The sequence below is a fragment of the Ensifer sp. ENS10 genome (assembly GCF_014852025.1).
Classification (GTDB): domain Bacteria; phylum Pseudomonadota; class Alphaproteobacteria; order Rhizobiales; family Rhizobiaceae; genus Ensifer.
The window spans coordinates 43,438-68,017 of record NZ_JACVAS010000017.1 but is presented as its reverse complement, the minus strand read 5'-3'; the positions used below and the strand labels follow the sequence as shown (position 1 = coordinate 68,017).

Here is a 24,580-nt window from a genome sequence, read left to right as displayed (position 1 = left end):
CTGTCCGTGTAGGAACCATCCAGACCTTAGATTTGATCCCTAAATCTTTGAGCGTAGCCCCTTATTCGAAAGGATGAGGCCTGCGCGACGCACCAGTTCGATCGGGTTGCGACGCGCCAGCTCAAGGGAACGTGTGAGCCGGCTGAGGCCCCATGCCAGGTTGCCGGCGAGGCGTAGCGGAGCGCCGGAGACAGGATGCCTGACCGTATAGATGCGCCTCCAGTGCTGGAGGCGGGGCATCGGGCGCCCTGCGGCGTCTGCCGGAATCTTCGTCCCAAAGAAATGGTGCAAGGTCAGCAGTTGGGTGTCGAGCGCATTCCGGGTGGTTTTGTTTGGCATTGCCGTGCGCAGCGCCGCCCAATCCAACTGTTCGCTTTCGGCGAGTTGTGCCAGATCGTGCAGGTGCCGCAGATCGATTCTTCCGCGCCAGTAATCTCCTTCCTTGAGGAGGTCATGCATGATCCAGTGCATTGCGCGGGCCTCAAGGGAAGGAATCTTCACCCGAAGGCCATCCCGTTGGACGGGCTGGGGGCATCCGAATCCGTCCGGCCGATACCGCCGGAGTTCCAGGATGCCCGCATCCTGCGGACGCGCCATGCCACGAACGTCCGGCACCTCACGATAGCCAAGCTCTTCGAGGCAGCCCTTGGCGGCAGCCTCCTCGCCCGCTTCCACGGCGATATCGAGATCGCTCGTCATCCTGCTGGGCAACCGGCCGGGCGGGGAAACAAAGAGCGGAACGGCTCCCTTGAGCAGAATCGGAACGATCCCTCGGCTGTTGAACGCGGCGACGGTCTCGATCAACTGTGCCCTCAAGCTCAGGTTCCGGTTCCGATTGCAGTCATCGATAAAGGCAAGATAATCGCGCACGTCGCCTGGCAGCCGCTCGATCTGGCCCGATTGGGCGAGCGAGGAGAATAGGGCGGGCGTGAGCAGCGTGTGGTTCGCCAGTGCGATCAAGGCTTGCCAGTCGACATCGGCGACGAGGTGCCCCTGAAGGCCGGAGACCAGGGCGTCAAGAGCGGTGTCGGCACGCATCACCGGCAAGCTCCCCGGATCAATTCCAACGCATCTTCCAGCGAGGAATAGGTGAGGGAGCAGGTCCTGGCCGATCCAATAACCTGTGTCAGCATTTCGAAGGCGGTGCTGCCGAGATCTCGGCCGGGCGCAAACGCACCGTTGAGCAAGCCGCGCAACGCACCGACCGCATCGACCGGATCCAGACTGGGACGGGAGCCGCGGTCGCGGTTAAGCAGGATCACCCAGCCTATGGCTCGGGGGGCCTGCGACACCGGCGAAAAGTGTTTCGGCACGATGTAGCGCACTCGCTTGCCATCGGGGCGCCTGAAGATCGGTGCTGCAGCGAGCTCGGGATAGTATCCGGCAAGAAGAGGCCATGCGCCGGGCTTGACGCCGGCGGCGAAGGGAAGTCCGATGCCAAGCCCGCCGCAGTTCAAAAGGGTCACATCATCCGAGACGAAGCCGAAGCCCGATTGGGCCAGGGCCAATGTCAGCGTCGTCTTGCCTGCACCGGGATCGCCGCAGAGCAGGATCAGGCGTTCGCCTGAGGAGAGGGCGGCTGCGTGGAGTGCAAGTTCATAGATGCCATGCTCGAGCGCTTCGGACAGCAACTCCCCCTTCAGCACGGTGGGGATCTCCTCGGGGGAGCAGGTCCGAAGCCAGTCACTATTCCGGAACACGTGGATCCGATCCCCGTGCTCGACCAGTTCCAGGAGAGTGTCGGTGGCCTCCGGCTGGACTTCGAGGTGCCTGAAGACGGTGATTGCCGGAAAGGCATGGGTCGCTGGATAGACAATCCGGATGCGACGGTCCGCCACGGCCAGCGTTTGGACCACATGCTTGTGAAGCGAAGCGGAGGCCGATGGTGCGTGTGGCCGGATCAGGCCCAGGCGCTCCCAATCCCTTAGCGCGGTTTGAACGTATTCTTTCGCATCGAGGGCATCAACGTGACCGCGCATGATCCTGCGCGGGATAGCATCCGGTGAAGTGCCTTCCTGCAACGAGCGCCAGATGTCGGCGGCCGTGTCGTTAAGGGCGAAGATGGCGCGCTGGGTTGGGCTGAACAGGATGTTCTGCCCACGGATGCGTACGAGCCGGGCCTGGGTCACGAGGCCCGCCGCCACGCCATCAGGGGAAACTTGCACGACAGCTCCTTCATTCGCTTCTAGTAAGGTCATCGTCGTGGCCTCCTCCGTGCCTTCCCGCGTCATAATTGCCGACCGCACCCCGTGTCTTCACTCTGCCGGCAGCCGCGCCAGAGGGGCAAAAATCATGGTGCACCCCAACTCGGCCTCACAAAGCCGGTAATCCGCTTGAGAAATAGCACATTTGAAAGTCTGTAATCAGCGGGCCGATCCGTCTAATCCGTCGTAAGCTCGCTCCACTACGGTGGTATGCGCCTGCGCCTTTTTGCAGGGTTGATCGGCAAAAAGTATCTATCTGCTAATCACTTGCTCCCAGCCTGTTACGCTCTAGTGCTGATGGCACGCAGGTCCGCGAACCTGATACATTCTCGGGTGGCTGGCGCCTCGGTGTGCAATGTTCATGGATGTTCGCGACAACGGGTGGCGGAACATGGATGGTTCACGGGCATGAGCGCGGCCATGCAAAATTGTTGATTTTATTTGCTTGTGGCGGCCCATCTGCATTCAGAGGGTTGAGTATGCTAAAAATGGAAAGTTCGGTAGCGGAACCACTGGACAGCCAGGATGCGCGTAGTGCACGTTGGTATGTGGTTCAGACGCACCAGCACTGCGAAGTCCTGGCCGAACGACACCTGTCGTCTCAAAACTTCCGAACCTATTTGCCGAAAAGACGGCGAACTGTCCGGCATGCGCGCAAAATCAGACCGGTTTGTTCCGCATATTTTGAAGGTTACCTGTTCGTATCATTCGATATTCGCGAGCAAAGGTGGTCGCCAATCAATTCCACCGTGGGCGTTCGCAAGCTCGTCATGACAGATTGCGCGCCGATTCCGGTTCCATTCGGCGTCATTGAGACCCTCCTGTCAGCAACCGATGACGAGGGGTTCCTGCACCCGAAGAGTCTTTTGGAGCCAGGGCAGAAGATACGGGTCACGAATGGGCCATTTGCGGACCAGCTTGGTACTTTGGATTATGTTGGACGGTCTGGAGCAGTAAGAATACTTATTGATGTTATGAATAGATCCGTTCCTATGTATATTGATAGGGATCAATTGCTTATAACATGAATGTTAATGTAGAGTATTGTTCTTGTTTGGTATAGTTTCTATTGGTGTGGGGGCGCAGTCACACGACTCACCCTAAGTGCGGCAGCTTGCGAAGAAATCCGCAGTAGACGTCCCCTTGGCAAAATGGCCACACATGCGCTTCATGCAGAGATCGCGAAGCGAAGCCCGCCCGGACAAGCACATTACCGTCACTCCTTCGAACACGGCGCGCGCCATGGTCGGCAAGCGGCCCGGGAGCACGATATGAACCCACATCAGGTAATCGCTGGGCGCCGGAATCTGACCGTGGATGCGGCGGACAAGCAGAATGACGTACCAGGCATGGACCTAGCTGGCTCGGACGCAATCGCGCCGTTGCACGCAGCCGATACGGCTGCCGCGTTTCCAGTGGCGGCAACCTTGTTTCGCGCCCTGGATGAGGCAGGGGTGAGATACGGGATTATCCAGGATCTCGCGAGCCTGCCTGAGGCGGTCGCCGGCTGCGACGATCTGGATGTGCTCCTCGATAAGCAGGACTACCCGATGTTCTGTTCGATAATGGCTGAGTTGCATGGTCGCCGCGGGGTAAGCCTCTCTTGCTACGACAATGTTTGCGCCGGCAGAGAGGATTGGTTCGTTGCCGATTTTTCATGCGGTGCCTATCTCCATCTCGACCTCCACGTCGGAATTCGTGTCGGCTGGGAGTTTCGCAAGCGCTACCTGGCTTTCGATCATGCGGCGGTCGGGCGGTGGGAGCATGTATTCGTTGGGGGGATTTCCATCCCCGTCGTCTCCCCTGAGGACGAGGTTCGGATATCGATCGCCCGCTTCGCGTTCCGTCTGTGGACGCTTCCGTGGAAACGTTGGGTGGCGATACGTGGCAGTCGCAAGGAGCAACTTGCGCGCCTGTCCCCCGCCCCCGGCGAACCGAATTCCTACATCATTGAATACAAATTTGGCCGTGGCAGAAGCGTCAGCTGCAGGATTCGGCCGAGCGAGGACGGTATTCTGGTGCACAGCGGCGACCTTGCAAGACTGAGGCTTTCGCTCCGGCAGAGATGCGGCTTCTCGAGAGCCAGCGGTATCGCGGATGCTGCGGTTCATTTCGTGCGCAAGGCCTCCTATCTCGCCCTGAGGCTCGCAGGTCGCGTCATGCCCGGCGCCGTACCGCCAAAACGGTGGCCCTGGGCCGGTGGGGTCGTGGTGGCGCTCGTCGCTCCGGACGGACTGGGAAAGAGCACGCAGGTCAGCCTGCTGACACGGATATTTCGATGGAAGTTCGGCTGCGCCCAGGTTTATGTCGGCACCGGCGAGGGAAGAGGATGGCGGTTGCGCAAGGGGCTGCAGCGCCTGGCTTTTTACCGCCGGCGCGAGCTCAAGGCGATGATCCGGACCGAGGGCCGGGAAAGCCGCGCAATGGGAAGGATACTATCGGTCGGTTTGGCGCTCTGGGGAGTTCTGATCGCAATCGAACGGTACGCCGTTGTGAACCGTGCGCATCGATGGGCAATGCGCGGCATGATCGTTATCAGCGACCGCTGGCCACAGAAGCTTCGGCACGGATATCTGGACGGGCCGATGATACCGCCAAATCTCTCATCCGCGCCTGGCGTGGGCATGCTGGCGCGGCTTGAAAAGAAGCTATACGAGCGGATGGATTCTTGCAGGCCGCATCTGACGCTGCATCTCGTCTCCGATTATTCGGTTTCCGAGGCGCGAAAGCCCGGAGAAATTACCAGGGAGGGGTTCGACGCGCGGCTGGCACTCATGGCCGAACTGCGGGCCTTGGACAACGACATCAGGACCATCGACGCCAGCGCTAGCGCTGAGAGTGTCAAGCGGGAGCTTTTCAAGGAGATCTGGTTGTCCTTGTAGAAGGCTTCGCCGCTTCGCAAAGACGCCTCATGAGATGCAGCGCGCGCGCTCATCGATCTAGCCTTTTCAGGGACGAAAATGATCCCCTGCAAAGCCGGGCTGCAGCGCATTCTTGAAATCCGGACCTTCCTTTTTCGACCCGCGGGCTCCCGGTCGAGGCGTCGTCTCAGGCACACAGGTTAGTGGAGGTATTCGCAAATGAAGATCGTGCATGTGTTGACCCGACTGCTTCGCGGCGGTTCCGAGGAGAATACTTTGGCGTGTTGCAGCGCGCAGGTAAGGCGCGGCCATGCAGCGGGTCTGAGGTCTATTCGAACGTCCTCTTCGCGCTCTTTGTCGAAATACTTGCTGCTTTGATGGGCGATCATTTCGATGCCACCGATCCGGTCCAAATTTTCATGCGCGATGCCCGCAAAAGACAAGGGAGATAAACAGGTGCGGCGAATCGCCCGGCTCGGCACGGGCGTGGGCTTTGTCTTGCTGCTGTTTGGATTTGCCTGGTTCGTCCAATCGCGGTTTCTTGATCTTCTCGTTGCAGTCAAGGCGCTGTCGGAGCCCTTGGGGATCTATCTTCCCGACGGTGTCGAACCCGGGGGCGCGGAGCTCGGCATCTTGGATCTCATCCCTCCGGCTTTGACGATGTTTGTCGGAACCGCACTGGTGGTTCTGGCGGGCCATCTGCGCGCGGAGCCTCGCCTCGCAGAGCCCGGTGGATCGGCGCTGTTGCGAGCCGGATGGCGCCGGAAAAGGCCGCGCTATAGCCGTCGTCGACGCAGCCTCACAAAGTGGCAGACTGCCGGTATGGTTCTGATCTTCATCGCTCTCGCGCAGGTCGGACCTTTGGCTCTGCTGTTGCCTCATCAAATCGGCGATCCCGGCGGTAGCGCGCTTGCGGCCCTGACGGGGTACCTGCCCGATCCTTTGTTGTTTCAAGACCTGCAGAGCGCAGCGGACGGGCTCCCGTTCTGGCTGATGATCGGAAGTCTCGGCCTGTTGCTGTTATTCGGGCCGGCACGGCGGAAGCGGACGGGACCCTCGCCACAGCCATCGGCGGCTGCGCGGCCCATTTCCCTTGCCGGTAATCCGGCAGCGGGCTCGGAACTGGCCAGCGCGCTTGGCTCCTGCAAGGGAGCGCTCGCCGGTGTTGCGGCGTTCAGTGGCGTGAGCAACATCCTCATGCTGAACGGTGCGCTTTTTATGCTGCAGGTTTATGACCGCGTGTTGCCGAGCCGCAGCGTTCCGACGCTGGTCGGCCTGGCAATACTGGCCGGCATTCTCTTCGTCGGGCAGGCCATCATCGACCTCGTGCGTGGTCGCATCATGGCCCGCATCGGCACCGAACTGGACGAGGCGGTCTCCGGACGTGTTTTCACCGCGATAACCAGGCTGCCCCTCTTGGTCGGCTATCAGGGCGACGGGCTGCAGCCGCAGCGCGATATCGACAGCATCCGCTCCTTTCTTTCGGGGCCGGGACCCAATGCGTTCTTCGAACTGCCGTGGCTCCCCTTCTATCTGGCAATCATCTGGAGTTTCCATCCGGTTCTCGGGATAACCGCCATTTGCGGCGCAATCATACTGGTTCTCCTCACAGCGACCACCGAGATACTCACGCGCAGGCCAGCGAGCGCGGCGGTCTTGACGGGCGCCCGCCGCAATATCCTCGCCGAGGCGAGTCGCCGCAATGCGGAGGTCCTCGCGGCGATGGGGATGGGGAGGCGCCTCCATGACCAATGGCGGGACGCAAGTCGCCAGTGCCTCGCCCAGCAGCAGCGTGTCAGCGATGTCACGGGCGGCCTGGGTAGCGCTTCGCGCGCATTGCGGCTGATGCTGCAGTCCGCAATGCTAGGCGTAGGTGCCTGGCTCGTGATCCATGGCGAGGCGACCGCCGGGATCATCATTGCAGGTTCGATCCTGGTCGGCAGGGCGCTTGCCCCTATCGACCTTGCCATCACCCATTGGCGCAATTTCGTGGGTGCACGCCAGAGCTGGCGCAGGCTCGGGCAACTGCTCGCCCGCCTGCCCCAGGACGTGCAGCCAATGGCGCTTCCGGCACCGAGATCGAGCTTGACCGTGGACCGGCTCGTGATCGGCGCGCCAGGGACGCAGCGGGTTGTTGTCCAGGGCATCGAGTTCAATCTGGATGCCGGCTCGGGGATCGGCGTCATAGGACCAAGCGGCTCCGGCAAGTCGAGCCTCGTTCGCGCGCTGGTCGGCGCATGGCGGCCCCTGGCGGGGCGGGTAAAGCTGGATGGCGCGGCGCTCGATCAGTGGCCATCGGAACAACTCGGCAGACACGTGGGCTATCTGCCCCAGGATGTCGAGCTTTTTGCGGGGACGGTGGCGGACAATATTGCCCGCTTCGACCCGTACCCGGACCCTGGCGTCGTCGTTGCCGCCGCCCGAGCGGCGGGCGTCCATGATCTGATCGTCAGCCTGCCCAACGGTTACGAGACCCAGATCGGGGAAGGCGGCGCCGCTTTGTCGGCGGGACAGCGTCAGCGTGTGGCGCTCGCGCGCGCGCTCCACGGGAACCCGTTCCTCGTTGTCCTCGACGAGCCGAATTCCAATCTCGACGTTGAAGGCGAAATGGCGCTTGCCGAGGCGATCCGGGGGGTCAAGGCCCGCGCCGGGATTGTCGTGATCGTGACGCATCGACCGAACATCCTCTCTGAGTTGGACTTCGTTCTGGCGATGAAGGAAGGACAGATGCACATGATCGGGCCGCGAGAACGGGTCCTGGCAAAACTCTTGCCATTGCAGCCGGCCAACAACGCCAACCCGAAGCCCGTTTCGATCTCGCCGAAACGGCCGAATTGACAGCGCTCGAGAAGAGGCAGGCGCAAAGATGGCAGATACTCGGTCGACGCACTGCAACCGGCGGTCCATTCGACGCAATCTCATGGGAGGGGTGACGTTCATCACCCTGCTCGCCGGCATCGTCGGCGGCTGGGCCGCAACCGTGGACATTTCGGGCGCGGTCATCGCGCATGGCGCGGTGGTCGTCGAGGATAATGAGAAGAAGGTGCAACACTCCACCGGAGGTATCGTCGGCGAGATCTTCGTGCGTGACGGCAACCACGTAAATGCCGGCGATGTTGTGGTCCGGCTTAGCGACGTTGTTCCCCGTGCCAATCTCGCGTTCGTGACCAAGAGCCTGGACGAGCTTTACGCCCGCAAATCCCGTCTCGAGGCCGAGCGCGATGGCGGCGAAGAGATGACGCTCGCTCCATTGCTTGCGAGCCGGATGGGCGTCCCCGAGGTGGCGGCGCTGGTTGCCGGCGAAAAGCGACTGTTCGAACTTCGCCGGATCGCGCGATCCGGCAACAAGGCACGACTTCACGAAAGGATGGAACAGTACCGCAAGCAGATCGAAGGCCATTCGGCCCAGGAAGTGGCCAAGGCTAGGGAGATCGAGCTGGTCAACAATGAGCTCGACGGGGTTCGCAGCCTCTTTGAACAGAAGCTGGTGCCGATATCCAAGCTGACGGCTTATGAACGCGAAGCTACGCGGATCGAAGGCGAACGGGCCCAGCTTGTTTCGAGCATTGCGCAGACAAAGGGAGCGATCGCGGAAGTGGAGCTCCAGGTCCTGCAACTGGATAAGGAATTCTCGAGCGAGACGGGACGCGAATTGCGCGAGGTCGACGCCAAGATAGCCGAGTTCGAGGAGCGAAACGTCACGGCCGAAGATCAGCTGGCGCGCATCAATATTCGTGCTCCTGCGAGCGGTACCGTTCATCAGTCGATTGTGCACACCGTCGGCGGTGTCATTGGTGCCGGGGAACCGATCATGCTGATTGTCCCTGATGCTGACGCCCTCACGGTCGAGGCAAAGGTGGCTCCGCAAGACATCGACCAGCTTCTGGTTGGCCAAGCAGCCCTGCTTCGGTTCACCGCCTTCAATCTGCGCAGCACGCCTGAGCTTATCGGAGTGGTCTCCAGGGTCGCCGCCGACATCACGCGGGATCAGCGCACCAACGAGAGTTATTACGTGGTGCGCATCACCCCGGTTCCGGAGGGATTGCAGAGACTCGGCCAGCTAGCGCTCGTTCCCGGCATGCCGGTCGAGGTTTTCATCCAGACCGGTGAGCGCAAGGTGCTCTCGTATCTGATGAAGCCGTTGACGGATCAGATGATGCGGGCTTTCCGGGACCAGTAGATTGAGCGGTTTGTCGCGCCGGATCCTGTTTCAGAAGTCATTTGAAGGAGGATTTTGCCAATGATGCCAACGAAGCTATCCCCTGGGCTCCGAAGCCTGTCGGCTGGTCTTTCTCGATGAAACCATCAAGACGAATATGGCGCCACTGCGGGGCTGGGCGCCGCGCGGCCGGCGGCTCGCTGCACCGGTCCCGCACGGCCACTGGAAAACCATGACCTTCATCGCTGCTTTGCGCTGCGACCGTATCGATGCGCCTTGGGTCGTCGACGGGCCGATCAACGGCGAGTTTCGCCAAGGGCGACATCGTAATCCTCGACAATCTCGGCAGCCACAAGGGATAAGCCGTGCGCCGCGCCGTCAAGGAGGCACGCCTCTTCTTCCTGCCGCCCTAGAGCCCGGACCTCAATCCCATCGGGCAGGTCTATCTTGGAGCGGCTGGATACGCATTGCACTGCGTGCCTGGTGGCATCGTATTCCATATGAGCGCGTCCGATAAGCAGCCCCGCCCACCGGCTCTCGGTCCTGCGCGAGAGCTATTCCACTGTGACGGATTTTGCCAGATTGCGCGGCTGATCAACGTCGGTGCCCATGTGCACGGCGGTATGATAGGCCAGCATTTGGATCGGCAGGGCGTAGATGATCGGCGCTATGATCTCCGGCATGTCGGGCAGGATGATCGTTTCCATCGTCTTCAGGCTTGCCTGCGTGGCCCCCTTCCGGTCGGTGATCAGAATGATCCTGCCGCCGCGGGCTGCGACCTCCTGCATGTTGGAGACAGTCTTCTCGAAAATCCGGTCATGCGGCGCGATGACGATGACAGGCATGGTTTCATCGACCAACGCGATGGGGCCGTGTTTCAGTTCGCCCGCGGCATAGCCTTCGCCATGGATATATGAGATCTCCTTGAGCTTGAGCGCGCCTTCCATGGCGAGCGGATAATTGGTGTCGCGCCCCAGATACAGCACATGCCGCACCTGCGTGAGTTCGCGCGCGACCTTCTCGATCTGCTCTCCGAGCTTGAGCACCTGGCTGGCGAAACGCGGCGCTTCCGACAACTGGCGGATGAGCCGCTTTTCGTTTTCCCCGCCGATGGTCCCCCGCACTGCGGCCGCACGTACCGCGAGCGCTGCAAGCACCGAAAGCTGGCAGGTAAAGGCCTTGGTCGAGGCGACGCCGATCTCCGGCCCGGCAAGCGTCGGGAAAATGCAGTCAGATTCGCGCGCGATCGTCGATTCACGGACATTGACGATTGCGCTGATCGGAATGCCGGCGCTGCGGCAATAGCGTAGCGATGCCAACGTGTCGGCAGTCTCGCCGGACTGCGAGATGAACAGGGCTGCACTCGACTTCGACAGCGGCATTTCCCGATAGCGGAACTCGGATGCGATATCGATATCGATCGGCAACCGCCCCAGGCGTTCGAACCAGTATTTCCCGATCAGGCCGGCAAGATAAGCGGTGCCGCAGGCCGAAACCGCCATACGGTCGAGCTTCGCGAAATCGAATGGCAGATCGACCGGCTTGGCCTTTCCCTGGGCGAAGTCGAGATAATGCGCAAGGGTATGCGAGATCACCTCCGGCTGTTCATGGATTTCCTTCTCCATGAAATGCCGGTAATTGCCCTTGTCGACCAGGAAGGAGGAGCCGATCGACCGCTGCCGCTTACGTTCGACCGGCGTGCCGCTGATGTCGAATATCTGCAAGCCGCCACGCTGCACGACAGCCCAGTCTCCATCCTCCAGATAGGTGATAGAATCGGTGAAGGGCGCGAGCGCGATGGCGTCGGAGCCCAGATACATCTCGCCTTCGCCGTGGCCCACCGCAAGCGGGGGCCCGTTGCGCGCCCCGATGATCAGATCCTCGTCTCCACGGAACATGATTGCCAGCGCGAAGGCGCCCTCGAGCCGCTTCAATGCATTGTGTGCGGCCCCGACCGGTTTCGTGCCGCGCGCCAGTTCGCGCGAGATCAGATGGGCGACAACTTCGGTATCGGTTTCCGAAGCGAATTCGAAACCATCTGCGATCAGTTCCGCGCGCAGTTCCGCGAAATTCTCGATGATGCCATTGTGTACAATCGCCACATCCCTGGAAAAATGCGGATGGGCATTGGTCTCGTTCGGGACGCCGTGCGTGGCCCAGCGCGTGTGCCCGATGCCGATCGTGCCGCCCAGTGGTTCGGCCTGCAACCGGCGCTCGAGGTTGACCAGTTTGCCTTCCGCACGTCGGCGGGCGAGCTGCCCGCCCTCAACAGTGGCGACACCGGCAGAATCGTAGCCGCGATATTCCAGCCGCTTGAGAGCGTCCACGATAAGTGGCGCAACGGGCGAGTGCCCGACAATCCCGACGATCCCGCACATTTTACTTGCCTTAAGCCTTCCATTGCTAGTTTTCGACGAACTCGGAAGCTGCGACCGACATACGAGGGGCAGCGGTCATCCGCGGACCGCTGTCCGGTAGCAGGATCCAAAACTGCACCAGCAGGGCATCTACCAGAGCTGTCATTCCGACCCCGATGACCAGTGCGAGCAACATCAACTCAAGCCTATGGCATTGTGTTCTCCTGGCCGGCACGCTTCAATTTGCCTGTTAGGGCTATTGCCGCAGCCACATGGGTTACTTGACTTTCTGACCGCGGTCCGAAGCAAGTGGCACGGCCTTGGCGGGCCTGTTGTGTCTCTATCGGTCGGTGCAAAACTGGAAGTGGCGCTGACGAACCTGGCTTCGCTGAAGCAGATCATCGAGGATGACGACGCCGTGGAGACCGACGCATTTACCTTGAACCGATCGAGGCGCTCTCTTCCCGGATTGCCAGCTTGGAAAAGGCGCTCAAGTCGGAGTGGGAAGCACTCCGAGAACGCAACCCAATTGATGTCCATGCCTGGAATGTGACCGATCACGGCGATGGTGATCGAGGCTTTCCCTATGGCGACATTCCGCAAAGGTCGAGATTTGTGGCCTGATTGGGGCTCGTGCCCAAACAGCGACGGCGAGCGCTTCGCCGAATTGCCGGCCGCTGCGCCGGTCGTGGATGCACCGCTGGCCAACGAACCGAAGGCGAACGTCGTGCACTATCATGCCTTTGCGCCGGACCCGGGAGGTGCGTCGTGCGTCATGATCCCGCGAGTGCGACCAAGGTGATCGGAAACGCCGCAGGTTTGCCATACTCCGCTAATATACGAATTGGGCGGCTGCAAATCACAGCCGTGTATTGCCTCCCCACTCACTCCTGGGGAAAGAGGGAAACTGGAGAACTTTCATAGTGACTACAATTACGCTGACCGGAGACTACGGCTCCAAACCTTACAAGGCTTCCGGCCTTGCCGCGGGAACTCTGATCGATGCCGAAAATGCATCCTGGACACAAGACAACGATGGGAGCGACGGCAGTCCGTACCCCTTTATGGTCTACGACTCACCGGGTGCGATACTTGATGGCGGCACGATCAACGGCAAAGTCGACATGACCGGTGATTGGCGTGACGTCTACAACGACGGCAACTCGGCTGGCATCAGGACAGAGGGCACGCCAGGCGTCGTGATCCGCGACTGGCATATCACGAATACGTGGGACGCTGTCCGCGTATCTTGGGACAGCCCTAACTTCCTCATCGAGGACGTCTGGGTCACCAACGCCCGCGACGACGCGGTCGAGAACGACCGCCTCCAGACGGGCACTATCCGTGACAGCCTTTTCGACGGGGTGTTCGGTGGCATCAGCGTAGACCCATCGTCGTCAAGCCCTGTCGACGGCCATAACAACACTGTCACGCTGGACGGCGTGCTGATGCGGATGCAATCTTTCCTTTACGAGGGTGAGATGACGCACTCCTCGATGATCAAGACCGACTCTGCCACGGACGGCGAGCTCACACCGAACCTGCGCTTCATTAACACGGTCTTTGCCATCGAGGACGTTGAGCACCACAGCTACCGCAGCATGCAAGACGCTTGGAACAACACCGTCGAGTCCAGAGGCAACGTCTTCCTGAATCTGTCGGACACACCGCTCCCGGACGATTACCCGATGCCTCCCGAAGGGTGGACGGTCCTGCAGGGCCAGGCGGCGCGCGACTATTGGCAGGAGGCCAAAACCGAGTGGATCGAGCGACACAGCGGTGAAGAAGGCATTACCCCCGATTCACCTGCCACCGAGCAGCCGATAGCCGAACAGCCGCCGGTAGCCGAACAGCCCCCGCTCGCTGCCGAGCCTGCTTCGTTCAACGGCGTGAGCTTTAAGGGGTCCAGCGACGGTGAGACCATCATCGGCAACGGGCTGGACAACATCATCGACGGAGCCAATGGGAACGATGTCGTGAAAGGGTCCGCCGGAAACGATGTCATCAGGGGCAATGATGGCGTCGACAAGCTGTGGGGCGGCAGCGGGAACGACACCTTCCTCCTGGAGCGCCTCGGCGACTCGCGCGAGAACGGCGGCGTCGACACGATCATGGATTTCGCCGCCGGCGACAAGATCAAACTGTCAGCAATCGACGCAAACAGGGACCTGACGGGCGACCAGGCCTTCCATCTGATCCAGGGCGACTTCAGCGACGCTCCCGGCCAGCTTAAGGTGTCCTACGATGCCGGTTCCGACACAACCGTTGTGAGCGGGAACGTAGACACCGACGTTCAGGCTGAGTTCACGCTCTGGCTTCACGGCGAGGTCAACCTGACCTCGGGTGACCTCGTGCTCTAGACTCCCAGCCAATGGGGACGGTGGAACTTCTCCTCCAGATTCATTTGGTTTCTGGAGGAGAATACGCCGTTGCTGTGAGTGACTCCACGGCTAAACGCTTGAGTATCTGTGGCTGACATTCGCACGGGCGGCGAAGGTCAGGCAGGGGATTATGCGTGCCGCTGGCCGATCAGAAAACTAACCAAGCGCCAGTAGTGTTGAAGGCCCGCATCGCGGGCTCACACATGCAGTTGTTTGAGGGGACGGAAATGTCACAATCCGGTTTAGGAATGCTCCGCACGTCAGGGGCGAAGTCCGAGTTAGCTGCCTGTCTGCGGCGATTTCGACGGGCTTTTCTCGTGGTGGCGGCCTTCAGCGGTCTTCTCAACGTGCTGACGCTATCCGGCTCGATCTTTATGCTGCAGGTCTATGACAGAGTTCTGCCCAGCCGCAGCGTGCCGACACTCGTCGCACTGATCTTCCTAATTTTAATACTTTACGTTTCTCAGGGCGCGCTCGACGCCATACGCGGCCGCGTGCTGGCACGTATTGGCAGCGGACTCGATGAGCGCCTGAACGAAGCGACCTATCGTGTGATGTCGAAGTTGCCCCTGATGAGGGGCAACTCGGGCGAAGGCCTACAGCCAGTGCGAGACCTCGACCAAATTTCCGGATTCCTGTCGAGCGGCGGTCCCGCCGCTCTCTTCGATCTGCCGTGGATGCCGCTCTATCTCGGGCTTTGCTTCGCTTTCCATCCTTGGCTGGGCGCGGCAGCGTTGATCGGTGCGATCCTGCTTTTGGCGGTAACCGTCGTCACGGAAAAAACGGTCCGCCGTCCGGCAACTGAAATGTCGGGCTATGCTCAGGCACGCAACAACGTTGCACTGGCAAGCATGCGCAACGCCGAAGTCATTGAAGCGATGGGGATGCGATCCAATCTTGCCGCGCTGTGGAACAATGCAAGCACGAACTACAGGCAGGCGCAGATACGGGCCAGCGATATCACCGGCTCCTTCGGGGCGCTTTCGCGGGGCCTCAGGATGATGCTGCAGTCGCTCGTGCTAGCGACCGGCGCGTTCTTGGTGATCCGCCAGGAGGCCACTGGCGGTATCATCATCGCGAGTTCAATTCTTACGGCGCGGGCCCTGGCGCCTGTCGAACAGGCTATCGCGCATTCGAAAAGATTTCTTGCCGCCAGACAAAGCTGGCGCCGGCTGGATGAGCTTTTTGCGCTGGTTCCTCCCGCCGGGGATGCACTGCAGCTGCCGCCGCCGCAATCGGAACTCTCGGTGGAAGGTGTCGGCGTCATTCCTCCGGGCGAGCGCCGTTTTGTCGCTCAGGATATTGCATTTTCGCTCACCGCGGGCTCCGCGCTCGGCATCATCGGTCCGAGTGCTTCGGGTAAGTCGTCCTTGGCGCGGGCGATCGTCGGCGTCTGGCAGACAGCGTATGGCAAGATCCGCCTGGACGGGGCCGCGATCGGGCAGTGGCCGGTTGACGCGCTGGGGCGGCATGTCGGGTATCTACCACAAGATGTCGAGCTATTTGGAGGCACGATCGCTCAAAACATCGCTCGCTTTGATCCCGCGCCGGATCCAGCGGCCATCATCGCGGCCGCCAAGGCCGCGGGCATGCACGAGACGATCCTGCTCTTGCCTGGCGGATATCAGACCGAGATCGGCGAAGGCGGAGCATCGCTCTCAGCAGGCCAGCGGCAGCGCATCGGACTGGCTCGCGCGCTGTATGGTGATCCCTTCCTCGTGGTTCTGGACGAACCCAACTCGAACCTCGATGCCAATGGGGAGCATGCACTGAACCAGGCGATCCTTGCCGTGAAACGCCGCAAAGGCGTGGTCATCATAATTGCCCATCGCCCGAGCGCGCTGGCGGGTGTCGATTTCTTGCTCGTTCTTCAGTCCGGCCGCCAGAAAGCTTTCGGATCCCGGGATATGATTTTGCGGGAGCAGACGCGGCTTGCGCCCGAGAGATCAATTCGAGCGATTCCAGCGGGGGAAAGGGCGTCCGGATGATGAGTATTCGCGACTGGGCTCAGCGCGCGCATGGCGTCGCTAATCTGTTGACTAAGGACAAAAGCCATTTGACAGCAAGTGCTAAGGGCAGAATTGATCGGCCGACATTGCCTGCGGCCTACGCTCCTGCGAAGGGTGTATCCGCGCCCACGCAGAACGATATCTCCCTGCGCAGGCACATCGTCCTCGGCGCGGCGATCGTGGCACTGCTGTTTGGCGGGCTTGGCGCATGGGCCGCGACGACGGGGTTGTCAGGTGCCGTGATCGCCCCGGGACATATCGCGGTTGAATCCAACGTGAAGGCGGTGCAACATCTAAGCGGCGGCGTTGTGGGCGCAATCAACGTGCGTGATGGCGACGAGGTTAAGGCAGGTGATATCTTGGTTCGCCTCGATGACACGGTCACTCGCGCTAACCTTGCCGTCATTACTAAGAGCCTGGACGAACTCTCGGCCCGACAAGCGCGCCTGACTGCAGAGCGCGAAGGTGCTGAAGCGATCCTCTTTCCCCAGGATATTGTGAGGCGCTCCTCCGCCGCCCACGTGGCGCAGGTCCTCCAAGGGGAACGGAAATTGTTCGCACTGCGCCGCGCGGCCTATCAAGCAGAGATCGAGCAACGCAGGGAGCGGATTGGCCAGCTCACAAAGGAGATAGCGGGACTCGAGTCTCAACGGGAGGCTAAGGAGCGGGAGCTTGGTCTGGTCCGCGACGAACTCAGCAGCGTGAAAGTCCTGTGGGAGAAAAAGCTTGTCCAGCACTCACGACTGCTGGAGTTGGAGCGCCAGGAAGCGCAGCTCCTGGGAGGCCGCGGCCAGCTGATCGCTGCGATCGCCGAGGCCAAGGGCAAGATTAGCGAAACCGAAATAGCCGTCATTCAGATTCAGGAGAATTGGCGCAGCGACGTCGCAAAAGAACTTCGCGATACGGAGGCCCAAATCGCGGGGTTGGAAGAACGAAAGATCGCCGCAGATCAGCTTCTGAGGCAAACCGACATTCGTGCGCCTCAGGCCGGACGCGTACATCAACTTGCGATCCACACGGTAGGAGGCGTTGTTGCCGCGGGCGAGCCGATCATGAAAATCGTCCCCATTGCCGACAAGTTGGCGGTGGAAGCGCGCATCGCGCCTCAAGACATCGACCAAGTCCAGCCCGGCCAGCCAGTCCACCTGCGTCTGTCGGCCTTCAATCAGCAGATCACGCCCGAAATCGGGGGACATGTACTAACCGTTTCACCGGACCTCGTCGAAGACGAGCGAAATGGGTTGTCCTTCTACAGCGTGAGAATCAAGCTCGATAAAGGTCAGCGTGGCTCCTTCAAACCGGAAAGCCTCAAGCCCGGCATGCCAGTAGAAGCGTTCTTGCTTACTGGTGATCGCACGGTCATCTCCTACTTAGTGAAACCACTCACAGATCAGATTGAGCGCGCTTTCCGGGAATAGGAAATTATCCGCTCCGCTCCCCGGGACCAGAAATCAACGGACCGCATCGATGGTGAAGTTTATCGGTGATAGAAGGCGTGCTCTCGCACCTCAACCTGCGTTATTACGCCGAGCACGCGCTGTGGTACATCTTTAAGGCGCGGGCTTCAGTTGCCTCAAGCAAGGATGGACTGTCGATCACTATGCAAGCGTAGCTTCTTTCAGATTTTCCAACATCGGCGCGCCGCACAGCGCGGAACCTGCGATCAACTTCCATCGCCGTCGCAGCATGGTTCCGGCGGTATTCCGCGGGGCTAAGGCCACCGAGTGAGATTTTTGTGCGATGCTGATTGTGCCACCAGATATAGGAATCCACTTGCTGCATGAAGTCGTCAAGCGTCGTATTGATCCGGTGGTAGTACATCTCGTTTTTTAACCGTCCAAAGAAGCCCTCGCAGGCTGAGAGCTCCCTGATGAAACAGGCAAGATTTGCCGGGAGACAAAGGTTGCTACTCACCCCGAAGATTTGATCTTGGTGATGAAGGATCCGAAGTGGCAGATTGAGCGGGTCGGTCTTGAAGCCCGACCACTGTCGCAATGGTTTTATGAAGGACTGGCTAAGGCAGAATTACCCGTGATCTGCATTGAGACCAGGCATGCCAAGGCATTTTTGAAGCTCAATCAAATATGACGGACCGCAATGATACGCGTGGAATCGCCCAGATGATGCGCGTCAATCTCTATTGGCCTGTGCATGTGAAGACACTGACGAGCCAGAAGCACCGGGCATTGCTGACCGCGCGCAAACTCTTGCAGGAAAAAGCCATCGCCATCGAGTATGACATTCGCGGATTGTTGCGAAACTTCGGCCTGAAAGTCGGATTGGTCGGTAAGGTCAAATTCGAAGAGGGAGAGCTTGCCTATTGCTGCTTAATTAGCAACCAGAGTGACGAGAGCGCCAGAGGAGACAAGAAGATTCCGCCGCCAGTGGAAAGATGTCCTCCGCAGTACGATGGATGGGGTAAGCTCGCGTGGTTGTCTGTTATATTCGCTCATCGCGATCAGGTCGCCGATTGGATTGTTCCGCCCCATTCTTCTGGTCGCATAATGGGAGGGCCACACAGGCCGAGCCCGGAGAGAAGCGCGATACTGCGAAGACATCAATCACCAGAGGTACGGGTAGTCAGAAGGTGCTTGACCTCACCACGCCGAATAGAGAATCCGAAATGGTGCTTTCGCATGTTAACTTGCGTCAGTACGCCAAACACCCGCTCGTGTGCATCTTTGATCCCGACATGTCCGAGCTGACTTATCGCGCGGCGGGCGACGTCGACCTCCGTAGCGCTCCACTCCAGTGCAAGGATGACGTTATCTACAACGGAAGCAATGACGCGTGCTTCCGTTGCACCAAGGAGCGGTGGGCTTACGATCACAATGCAATCATACTGGTCCTTGAAGTTGTCCAGCATGATTGTAAGCTGGTTTGTTGAAAGGAACGAAAGAGCATATTCCCGCCTGCAGGAAAGCGGGAGAAAGTCGATTCCGAACTCGGCGATCGTCTTGACAATTTCCTCAGCGGGTACCGTTTCCTCGCGGAAATACGTCGCCCTGTCCTTTCCGAATCCCTCAAGACTATGCGCGATGCTGGGGTTGCGAAAATCAAGATCGATGAGCAGGACCTTCCGCCCAATCGTGCCCGCACTCAGGGCAAAGCTAAGAGCAAGCGCGGTCTTTCCGTCGTCCTTGTCACTCGATGTGATGGCGAAGACGGCAGAATCACGGACTCGGCCCTGATGCGGGAAAATACGCCGTCGCGACAGGGCCGTCGCCACGACTGAGCGAACCGCCTCGCCATAGCTGTTGAACGGATCGTCAATCAACGCGCGTCGCGCGCTGCTCATCCGGAAGCGGTTGGGCACGAGCCCGATGCACGGTACTCCAACCGATTCTTCGACATCGCGCTCGCTGCGCACGCGACGGTGGAAACGCTCCAACAGCACAGCCGTCAATCCGCCGCCGATGCCAAAGGCAACGAATGCCGGCAGCACGAACAGGGCCGCCGAAGGCGAGCTCGGAAATGCGGGTGGCAATGCAGCAGAGACAATATGTGCTTCCTCTTGAATTCGGTCTTGGGCAAAGATTTCGGTTTGTCGCCGCAGAAGGCTCTCGTATAGCTGCGCCGATGCAGTGGCCTCACGCTCCAATTCGCGCAGCTTTGCCTCAGCTTCGCGGAGTGTTTCCCGAGATTGGTCGAGTGAATCGAGGCGTTCCCGAGTGCGGTGGAGGCGCTCCCCAAGCGCCCTACGATCGAAGGGCAGTTCGGCAAGGACCTCATCGAGGAGCCGACTCAACTCTTCACGCTGTAACGAAACTGCTTGGTGACGGGTATCGGCTGCGTCTGTTTCGGCCTCCGTAGCGAGTGGGAAGGCATTTGCGGACTGGCCGTCACTCAAAACGTCGACGCGAGGCCCTTCCTGATCCTGTTGGGTCAGCAAGGCTGAGAGACGCACTCCCCGTTCTCCAAGTCTGGCCAGATCAATTGCGAGCTGTCGCCTCAGTTCGGCAATCTGCTGATCCATCGATTCGACGCTCTTCTGGTCAATAAGTCCTGAGGCCATTCGATGGTCACGAACGGCTGCTTCCGCACGCTCGACAGCGGCCCGCGCGGAAGGAATGCGTTCGGCCAGTTCCTTCTCCAGCCGCTCACGCCGCGCCTGAAGGCGGTCGCGACCTCTATTTACGTACATCTCGGCCACTCGGTTCGCAATGACTGCGGCCATCTGCGGATTCTCTGAAGTGAAGGTTACGGCAACTACACGTGAGTGCTGTTCCTTATAAACATTGAGGTTTTGCTGGAGGTCCTCGAAATCGATGGGCTCCGACTCTTCGGGCACGGCTTCTCCCGATGAACCCGTCGTTGGGGCGGAGGGCGGCTCGTCGTTTGCACCAAAGATGGCGTCTGAAAGCATCTTGCTCCATGGCCGCTGCGCCCGATCACTAAACGGGGGCGGGGACGCAACGGTTGCGGGACCGCTGGTGCCGGGATCCTCGGCGAGGCTTTTCTGCACCGCACGCAGATGGCTGGGCGACAGGATGAGTTCCACGTGGGTGTCGACGACAGCCTCATCGAAAGAGCCCTCCGGCCCGGACTCCGAGCGCGCCACGAGCAACTGCGCTTTCGCCGTATAGCGGGCCGGGATGCTGGTGCCAATCAGCATGGCCATCAACGCACCACTCGCGGCGCAAACGGCGACTAGCTTCCATCGCCGTCCCAACAGTGCAACAAGATCGAAGAGATGGAGTGTACGGTCTTCTTCGTAGGTCATTGCTCGTCCTGGAGATTAGGGGCGCGAAGGCGCCGCTCTTGTTAATTTTGCGGTTCGTCGGCATCGATCAAAGCGTCTTGAGAAGACATTGGATGCCACGGAGGAGCGGGCCCGAGAGCGGGTGGGCAACACCACGGTCAACGCCGTTGGTCGGCGAGGGGACCTTGGTAGCCTGTGTCGTGCCACTCCTCAACCATTCCATCCACCCGGGAGCACCCGTTCTCGGCTGCTTGACTAGCCGACGGCAAATGCGATGATGGGGATGCGAGTGCTCACCCACCCATTCAGAACATTTCCAGCGTACAGAATTTCATTATTTGTACAACGCGTAAATTGATGCAAATTGAGTAAGGATTCGGCGAGGATTACCTAATCATGGTGCTTGTGGCGTACCCACTTATGTCGCTCTGCCTGAATGAGCATACCTATTCTCCATTTATTGATATTGGGGCTTTTGCGATCATTTAGATGATGTTGGTGAAGCGCGCCGGGCCAGTCTGCCGGCCAGATGCACTGACTCCAGCAAATCTTCAGATTGGAGTACGCCGATGGTCCTTCGTCCCCGACAGCGCACGTTTTTCAAGTTGTTTGGTCTGGCGGCCCGCACCGCAGTAGCAATGGCCTTGGGGCTGTCGTGGTCGGAGGCCTCCGAGTACCGGCTGCATGCGGGCGATGTGATCGAGGTCTCGCTCGCTGGGCTTCCGCAGTTCGGCCAACGCGCGCCGGTTCAGCTCGATGGCAGCATCACAATTCCGACCATCGGCACGCTCGACGTCGAGGGCGTCACGTTGGCCAATGTTCGCGAACTTATTCAGGCTGCCTACACCAGCCGGCTCCTGACCCTCTATGCCTCCGATGGTCGGGAGTTGACGCGTACGGTTGAACGCGAGGATGTATCGGCAGCAATCGTGCAATATGCGCCGATATGGGTATCCGGAGATGTTGTTCAGACCGGCGAGCATCGTTTCCAGCCACGGATGACGGTACGCCAGGCGATCGCGTCTGCGGGCGGGCTCCGTCCACCGATTATGACTACCGGCACGCTGCCGCAATACGATCCGATCCCGCTGCAGAGCGACTACATTGCCAGCTGGCTCACATTGGCTGGCCATGCCGTCCGCGCCTGGAGGTTCCGCACCGAGCTCGGCGAGACGGCCGAATTCGACAAGACATCAATTCCAGCCGCACCGGTGCCTGAAGACGCGTTGACGCGCATTCTGGCGACCGAGAAGCAGATTCGTGAGCTTCGGCAGGTGGATTTCGATCGCGAGCGGGCCTTTTTGGACCGGAGCGCGGCTCTTGCTGAGGAGCAGATCAAGTCGCTATCCCAACGCGTCGAACTCGAGACTCAAGGCGAACGCGAGGACACTCAAGTCTACGAGACCGCGAAAGAACTTCTACGGCAAGGCAAACTCACCAATTTGCGGGTAGTGGATGCCCGACGCTCGGTGCTTTTCTCATCCACGCGCCGGCTGCAAACGGAAAGCGAGCTCATGCAGATGCGCAGACGGCTGGACGAGGCGCGCCGGTCGTTGGAAAAGCTCGAGGACCAGCGCCGGCTCGGCATCCATGAAGAACTGCGGTCCATAGATCTGAAACTGGCCGACGAACATGCCCGCCTAAAGAGTCTGCGGGCGAAATTGGACCTCGCTGGCATCGCCGTCCCGCGCGGCCAGGAGGCCAGCCAGGAGGCCAGCCCGGCGGTTACCATTTTTCGCAGGATCGAAATGAAGCCCGTCGCTTTTGAAGCGGGGTATGATGAAGAGGTCGAGCCGGGCGATATCGTGGAAGTCGCGTTACGCCAAGGGTCCTTATCGACGGGCACTGATGTCGGCGCACTTGGCATTGACCGGCCTCAATATGCCCAGAGCGCGAAATAACCTCTCAATCCCTCAAGTTCTACTTGGTCTTCCGGATCGATGCTCGAGCGGGGCGCGGATAGACGAAGAGGCCGAGTCTTCGCTCGGCGATGGCCGCTGTCATTTCATCTCTGCCGCCAACTTGAGTGAGTTCGTCAACCTGCTGGTGTTGGCCGGACCGCTGTCCATTTCCGTGGTCGAAGCGCTTGCGGCAGGACCTTAAGGCTTTGCGATGGCCGCCGACGGCGAGACGCAGCGCTTCGCCAAAGTTTGCGGTCGGACCGAGAGCTCTTCCAACCCCCGTGCCCATCTCGCGGTCGCTTTATTTGCCATCGGTGGCCGCATCGACAACTCGCTCGTCGAGCAAGAGCCTGCTTTCCGGCATTGGGCAATATCTACGTCAAAAGCGGTAACAGTATAAGGGCATTGGCGAATAAGTGTAAATCCATTGTGCTATGTATACAACCCTAGAGATGACCATTGAAACGTCATCGTTGACTTTTTGGGGCTATCCCGGTTGATTGCCCCGCTGCGCGTATGTGGTACCATTTCTTTTTTGACATGAGGAATTATTTGAAAAATTCTCTCCGGAAGGGGGTGCAACGTGAACAAGAAGAAAACGTGGAATTTTGCAATCGTCGAGCCGAACTACATTGTATGCGCAGGGCTGGCACGAATATTTGCACGAACGGCATTCAAAGAACAAATCGAATGCGCCAATATGGCCCAGTTGTGGGAGTTGATAGAAAAGGGTCAGGAAGTCGATTTGTTTTTGATAGACGTGGGGCAAAATATCTGCCGATTTAAAGCGGACGTCGAGAAGCTCAAAACGCAATTTCCAAAGTCATTTGTTGTTCTAATGGCGGACTCTGTTGAGGAAGCTGTAGTCACCCAGGCCGTCCAAGCGGGTGTTCATGGTTTGATTGACAAGGGCATGCGCGTCGAAGCCATGGTGAAATCGCTGGAATTGGTCCTGCTCGGCGAACCTGTTTTCCCTCCCCCCGCTCCGGTCAAGACATCGCTTATCACAAAGGAGTATGTCTTGCCGAAGCACAACCAAAACAATGGTCACAACGGGGATTCAACTCATATAATTTCCCTGGCGCCTAATCTTTCGTCGCGAGAAATTGAAGTATTGATGTCACTTAGTCGGGGAAACTCCAATAAGGAGATTGCCAGGAAGCTCGAGATCTCGGATGCCACCGTGAAGGTACATGTGAAGGCAATCTTGCGGAAGCTTCGGATAAAGAACCGGACCGAGGCGGCCTTGTGGGCAACGAGTGCAGGGCAGCAGACCTCACCGTACCAGCAGTGATTGATATCCGTCCTGATCAAGCCGCCTCAGCAAGCCTTAGAAAAATAAGGGCTATCTAAAAGCCGTCGACACCATATTCTCGTGGCGACGAGCTTTACGGCGGCGAGGGTTTCGGGACGCTTGTATCGGGTTGCGATGCCGCGGAATTGTTTGATCCTGTTGAAGAATCGCTCGACGATGTTCCTCTGCCGATAGACCCAGCGCGAGAATACGAAGGAGCCTTGCGGTTTGTCTTCGGCGGGATGTTGGCCCAGGCCTTTCGCGCGGCGGCCTTGGCCCGAATGGCGTTGCTGTCATACCCCTTGTCGGCCAGGAGGATGTCTTCCTTGCCGAGTTCGTTCGTCAGCGCGGCGGCCTCGGTGCAGTCGGCGATCTGTCCGCCGGTCTGGCGCAGGGTAACGGGGCGACCTTCGGCACCGACGAGCGCGTGGATTTTGCTCGTAAGCCCGCCGCGGGAACGTCTCATGCCGCCATCATCTCCATCCCCTTTTTCCCGTGGCCGCATGCTGGTGAACGCGGACACAGGTCGTAGCGCTCGGGATTTCCGCCCTGGGCGAGCCCGTTCGGAACCGCCAGAGGATGCCATTCAGCACTCGCCGATCATCGACCCGAGGAACCCCGCGGGCTTGTTGGGCAACAGCGGCGACAGGATCGACCATTCGTGATCGGTGAGTTCGTAGCGGCGACGCGTCATAGAGGCTCCCTCATTCGG

At 59.7% G+C, this 24,580-nt stretch carries 13 protein-coding genes and 4 pseudogenes; 11 read left to right on the top strand and 6 right to left on the bottom strand.

Features of this window, described 5'->3' with window-relative positions; genetic code table 11:
* Positions 1–39: 39 nt before the first annotated feature.
* Positions 40–1,038, bottom strand: a complete 999-nt coding sequence (locus IB265_RS34250; protein WP_192496013.1) for a nucleotidyltransferase family protein — start codon at positions 1,036–1,038, stop codon at positions 40–42.
* Entirely contained in the window at positions 1,038–2,198 is a 1,161-nt protein-coding gene (locus tag IB265_RS34245) for a PqqD family peptide modification chaperone (protein WP_192496012.1), read from the bottom strand. The genes IB265_RS34250 and IB265_RS34245 overlap by 1 nt, the downstream gene beginning before the upstream one ends.
* Positions 2,199–2,569: 371 nt before the next feature.
* Between IB265_RS34245 and IB265_RS34240 the strand changes: the two genes are divergently transcribed.
* The 5 genes and pseudogenes from IB265_RS34240 to IB265_RS34220 all read left to right on the top strand — a co-directional run.
* Positions 2,570–3,232 (top strand): transcription termination/antitermination protein NusG, encoded by a 663-nt coding sequence (locus IB265_RS34240; RefSeq protein WP_244495610.1) that lies wholly within the window; start codon positions 2,570–2,572, stop codon positions 3,230–3,232.
* Positions 3,233–3,475: 243 nt separating this feature from the next.
* Positions 3,476–5,086, top strand: coding sequence for a hypothetical protein (locus IB265_RS34235; protein ID WP_057251176.1), 1,611 nt, complete (start codon positions 3,476–3,478; stop codon positions 5,084–5,086).
* Positions 5,087–6,151: 1,065 nt separating this feature from the next.
* Entirely contained in the window at positions 6,152–7,903 is a 1,752-nt protein-coding gene (locus tag IB265_RS34230; RefSeq protein ID WP_057251192.1) for a type I secretion system permease/ATPase, read from the top strand.
* A 28-nt stretch (positions 7,904–7,931) separates the two neighbouring features.
* On the top strand, positions 7,932–9,245 hold the full coding sequence (locus IB265_RS34225) for an HlyD family type I secretion periplasmic adaptor subunit (protein ID WP_057251175.1): 1,314 nt from the start codon (positions 7,932–7,934) through the stop codon (positions 9,243–9,245).
* 91 nt (positions 9,246–9,336) lie between these two features.
* Positions 9,337–9,634 (top strand): annotated as a pseudogene (locus IB265_RS34220) (transposase); the annotation flags it as partial.
* A 144-nt stretch (positions 9,635–9,778) separates the two neighbouring features.
* Here the strand turns inward: IB265_RS34220 and glmS are convergent.
* Positions 9,779–11,602, bottom strand: coding sequence for a glutamine--fructose-6-phosphate transaminase (isomerizing) (glmS, locus tag IB265_RS34215; RefSeq protein ID WP_057251173.1), 1,824 nt, complete (start codon positions 11,600–11,602; stop codon positions 9,779–9,781).
* 902 nt (positions 11,603–12,504) lie between these two features.
* On the opposite strand from glmS, the gene IB265_RS34210 reads away from it, so the two are divergent.
* The 3 genes from IB265_RS34210 to IB265_RS34200 all read left to right on the top strand — a co-directional run bounded on the left by IB265_RS34210 (position 12,505) and on the right by IB265_RS34200 (position 17,389).
* Positions 12,505–13,941, top strand: coding sequence for a right-handed parallel beta-helix repeat-containing protein (locus tag IB265_RS34210; protein ID WP_156414641.1), 1,437 nt, complete (start codon positions 12,505–12,507; stop codon positions 13,939–13,941).
* Between the two features lie 269 nt (positions 13,942–14,210).
* The gene (locus tag IB265_RS34205) at positions 14,211–15,950 is read left to right on the top strand and encodes a type I secretion system permease/ATPase (RefSeq protein WP_057251170.1); all 1,740 of its coding nucleotides are present in this window, start codon (positions 14,211–14,213) and stop codon (positions 15,948–15,950) included.
* Positions 15,947–17,389, top strand: coding sequence for an HlyD family type I secretion periplasmic adaptor subunit (locus IB265_RS34200; RefSeq protein WP_113737423.1), 1,443 nt, complete (start codon positions 15,947–15,949; stop codon positions 17,387–17,389). The genes IB265_RS34205 and IB265_RS34200 overlap by 4 nt, the downstream gene beginning before the upstream one ends.
* A 271-nt stretch (positions 17,390–17,660) precedes the next feature.
* On the opposite strand, the pseudogene IB265_RS34195 reads toward IB265_RS34200, so the two are convergent.
* Positions 17,661–17,831 (bottom strand): annotated as a pseudogene (locus IB265_RS34195) (IS3 family transposase); the annotation flags it as partial.
* 24 nt (positions 17,832–17,855) lie between these two features.
* On the opposite strand from IB265_RS34195, the pseudogene IB265_RS34190 reads away from it, so the two are divergent.
* Positions 17,856–18,274 (top strand): annotated as a pseudogene (locus IB265_RS34190) (IS110 family transposase); the annotation flags it as partial.
* Between the two features lie 254 nt (positions 18,275–18,528).
* On the opposite strand, the gene IB265_RS34185 reads toward IB265_RS34190, so the two are convergent.
* Positions 18,529–20,694: a Wzz/FepE/Etk N-terminal domain-containing protein gene (locus tag IB265_RS34185; RefSeq protein WP_057251169.1), complete on the bottom strand. Its 2,166-nt coding sequence runs from the start codon at positions 20,692–20,694 to the stop codon at positions 18,529–18,531.
* A gap of 548 nt (positions 20,695–21,242) precedes the next feature.
* On the opposite strand from IB265_RS34185, the gene IB265_RS34180 reads away from it, so the two are divergent.
* Positions 21,243–22,574 carry a polysaccharide biosynthesis/export family protein gene (locus IB265_RS34180; protein WP_192496011.1) on the top strand — a complete coding sequence of 444 codons (1,332 nt, stop codon included), beginning with the start codon at positions 21,243–21,245 and terminating at the stop codon, positions 22,572–22,574.
* 583 nt (positions 22,575–23,157) lie between these two features.
* Entirely contained in the window at positions 23,158–23,868 is a 711-nt protein-coding gene (locus IB265_RS37655) for a response regulator transcription factor (RefSeq protein ID WP_057251166.1), read from the top strand.
* A gap of 26 nt (positions 23,869–23,894) precedes the next feature.
* Here the strand turns inward: IB265_RS37655 and IB265_RS34170 are convergent.
* A pseudogene (locus IB265_RS34170) lies at positions 23,895–24,562 on the bottom strand (IS5 family transposase).
* Positions 24,563–24,580: the final 18 nt, after the last annotated feature.

Excerpts from the sequence above, each read along its gene's own strand:
- IB265_RS34250 (WP_192496013.1), bottom strand. The coding sequence starts at position 1,038 with ATGCGTGCCGACACCGCTCTTGACGCCCTGGTCTCCGGCCTTCAGGGG.
- IB265_RS34245 (WP_192496012.1), bottom strand. The coding sequence starts at position 2,198 with ATGACCTTACTAGAAGCGAATGAAGGAGCTGTCGTGCAAGTTTCCCCT.
- IB265_RS34225 (WP_057251175.1), top strand. The coding sequence starts at position 7,932 with ATGGCAGATACTCGGTCGACGCACTGCAACCGGCGGTCCATTCGACGC.
- IB265_RS34200 (WP_113737423.1), top strand. The coding sequence starts at position 15,947 with ATGATGAGTATTCGCGACTGGGCTCAGCGCGCGCATGGCGTCGCTAAT.
- IB265_RS34185 (WP_057251169.1), bottom strand. The coding sequence starts at position 20,694 with ATGACCTACGAAGAAGACCGTACACTCCATCTCTTCGATCTTGTTGCA.
- IB265_RS34180 (WP_192496011.1), top strand. The coding sequence starts at position 21,243 with ATGGTCCTTCGTCCCCGACAGCGCACGTTTTTCAAGTTGTTTGGTCTG.
- glmS (WP_057251173.1), bottom strand. The coding sequence starts at position 11,602 with ATGTGCGGGATCGTCGGGATTGTCGGGCACTCGCCCGTTGCGCCACTT.
- IB265_RS34205 (WP_057251170.1), top strand. The coding sequence starts at position 14,211 with ATGCTCCGCACGTCAGGGGCGAAGTCCGAGTTAGCTGCCTGTCTGCGG.
- IB265_RS34240 (WP_244495610.1), top strand. The coding sequence starts at position 2,570 with ATGTTCGCGACAACGGGTGGCGGAACATGGATGGTTCACGGGCATGAG.
- IB265_RS34235 (WP_057251176.1), top strand. The coding sequence starts at position 3,476 with ATGAACCCACATCAGGTAATCGCTGGGCGCCGGAATCTGACCGTGGAT.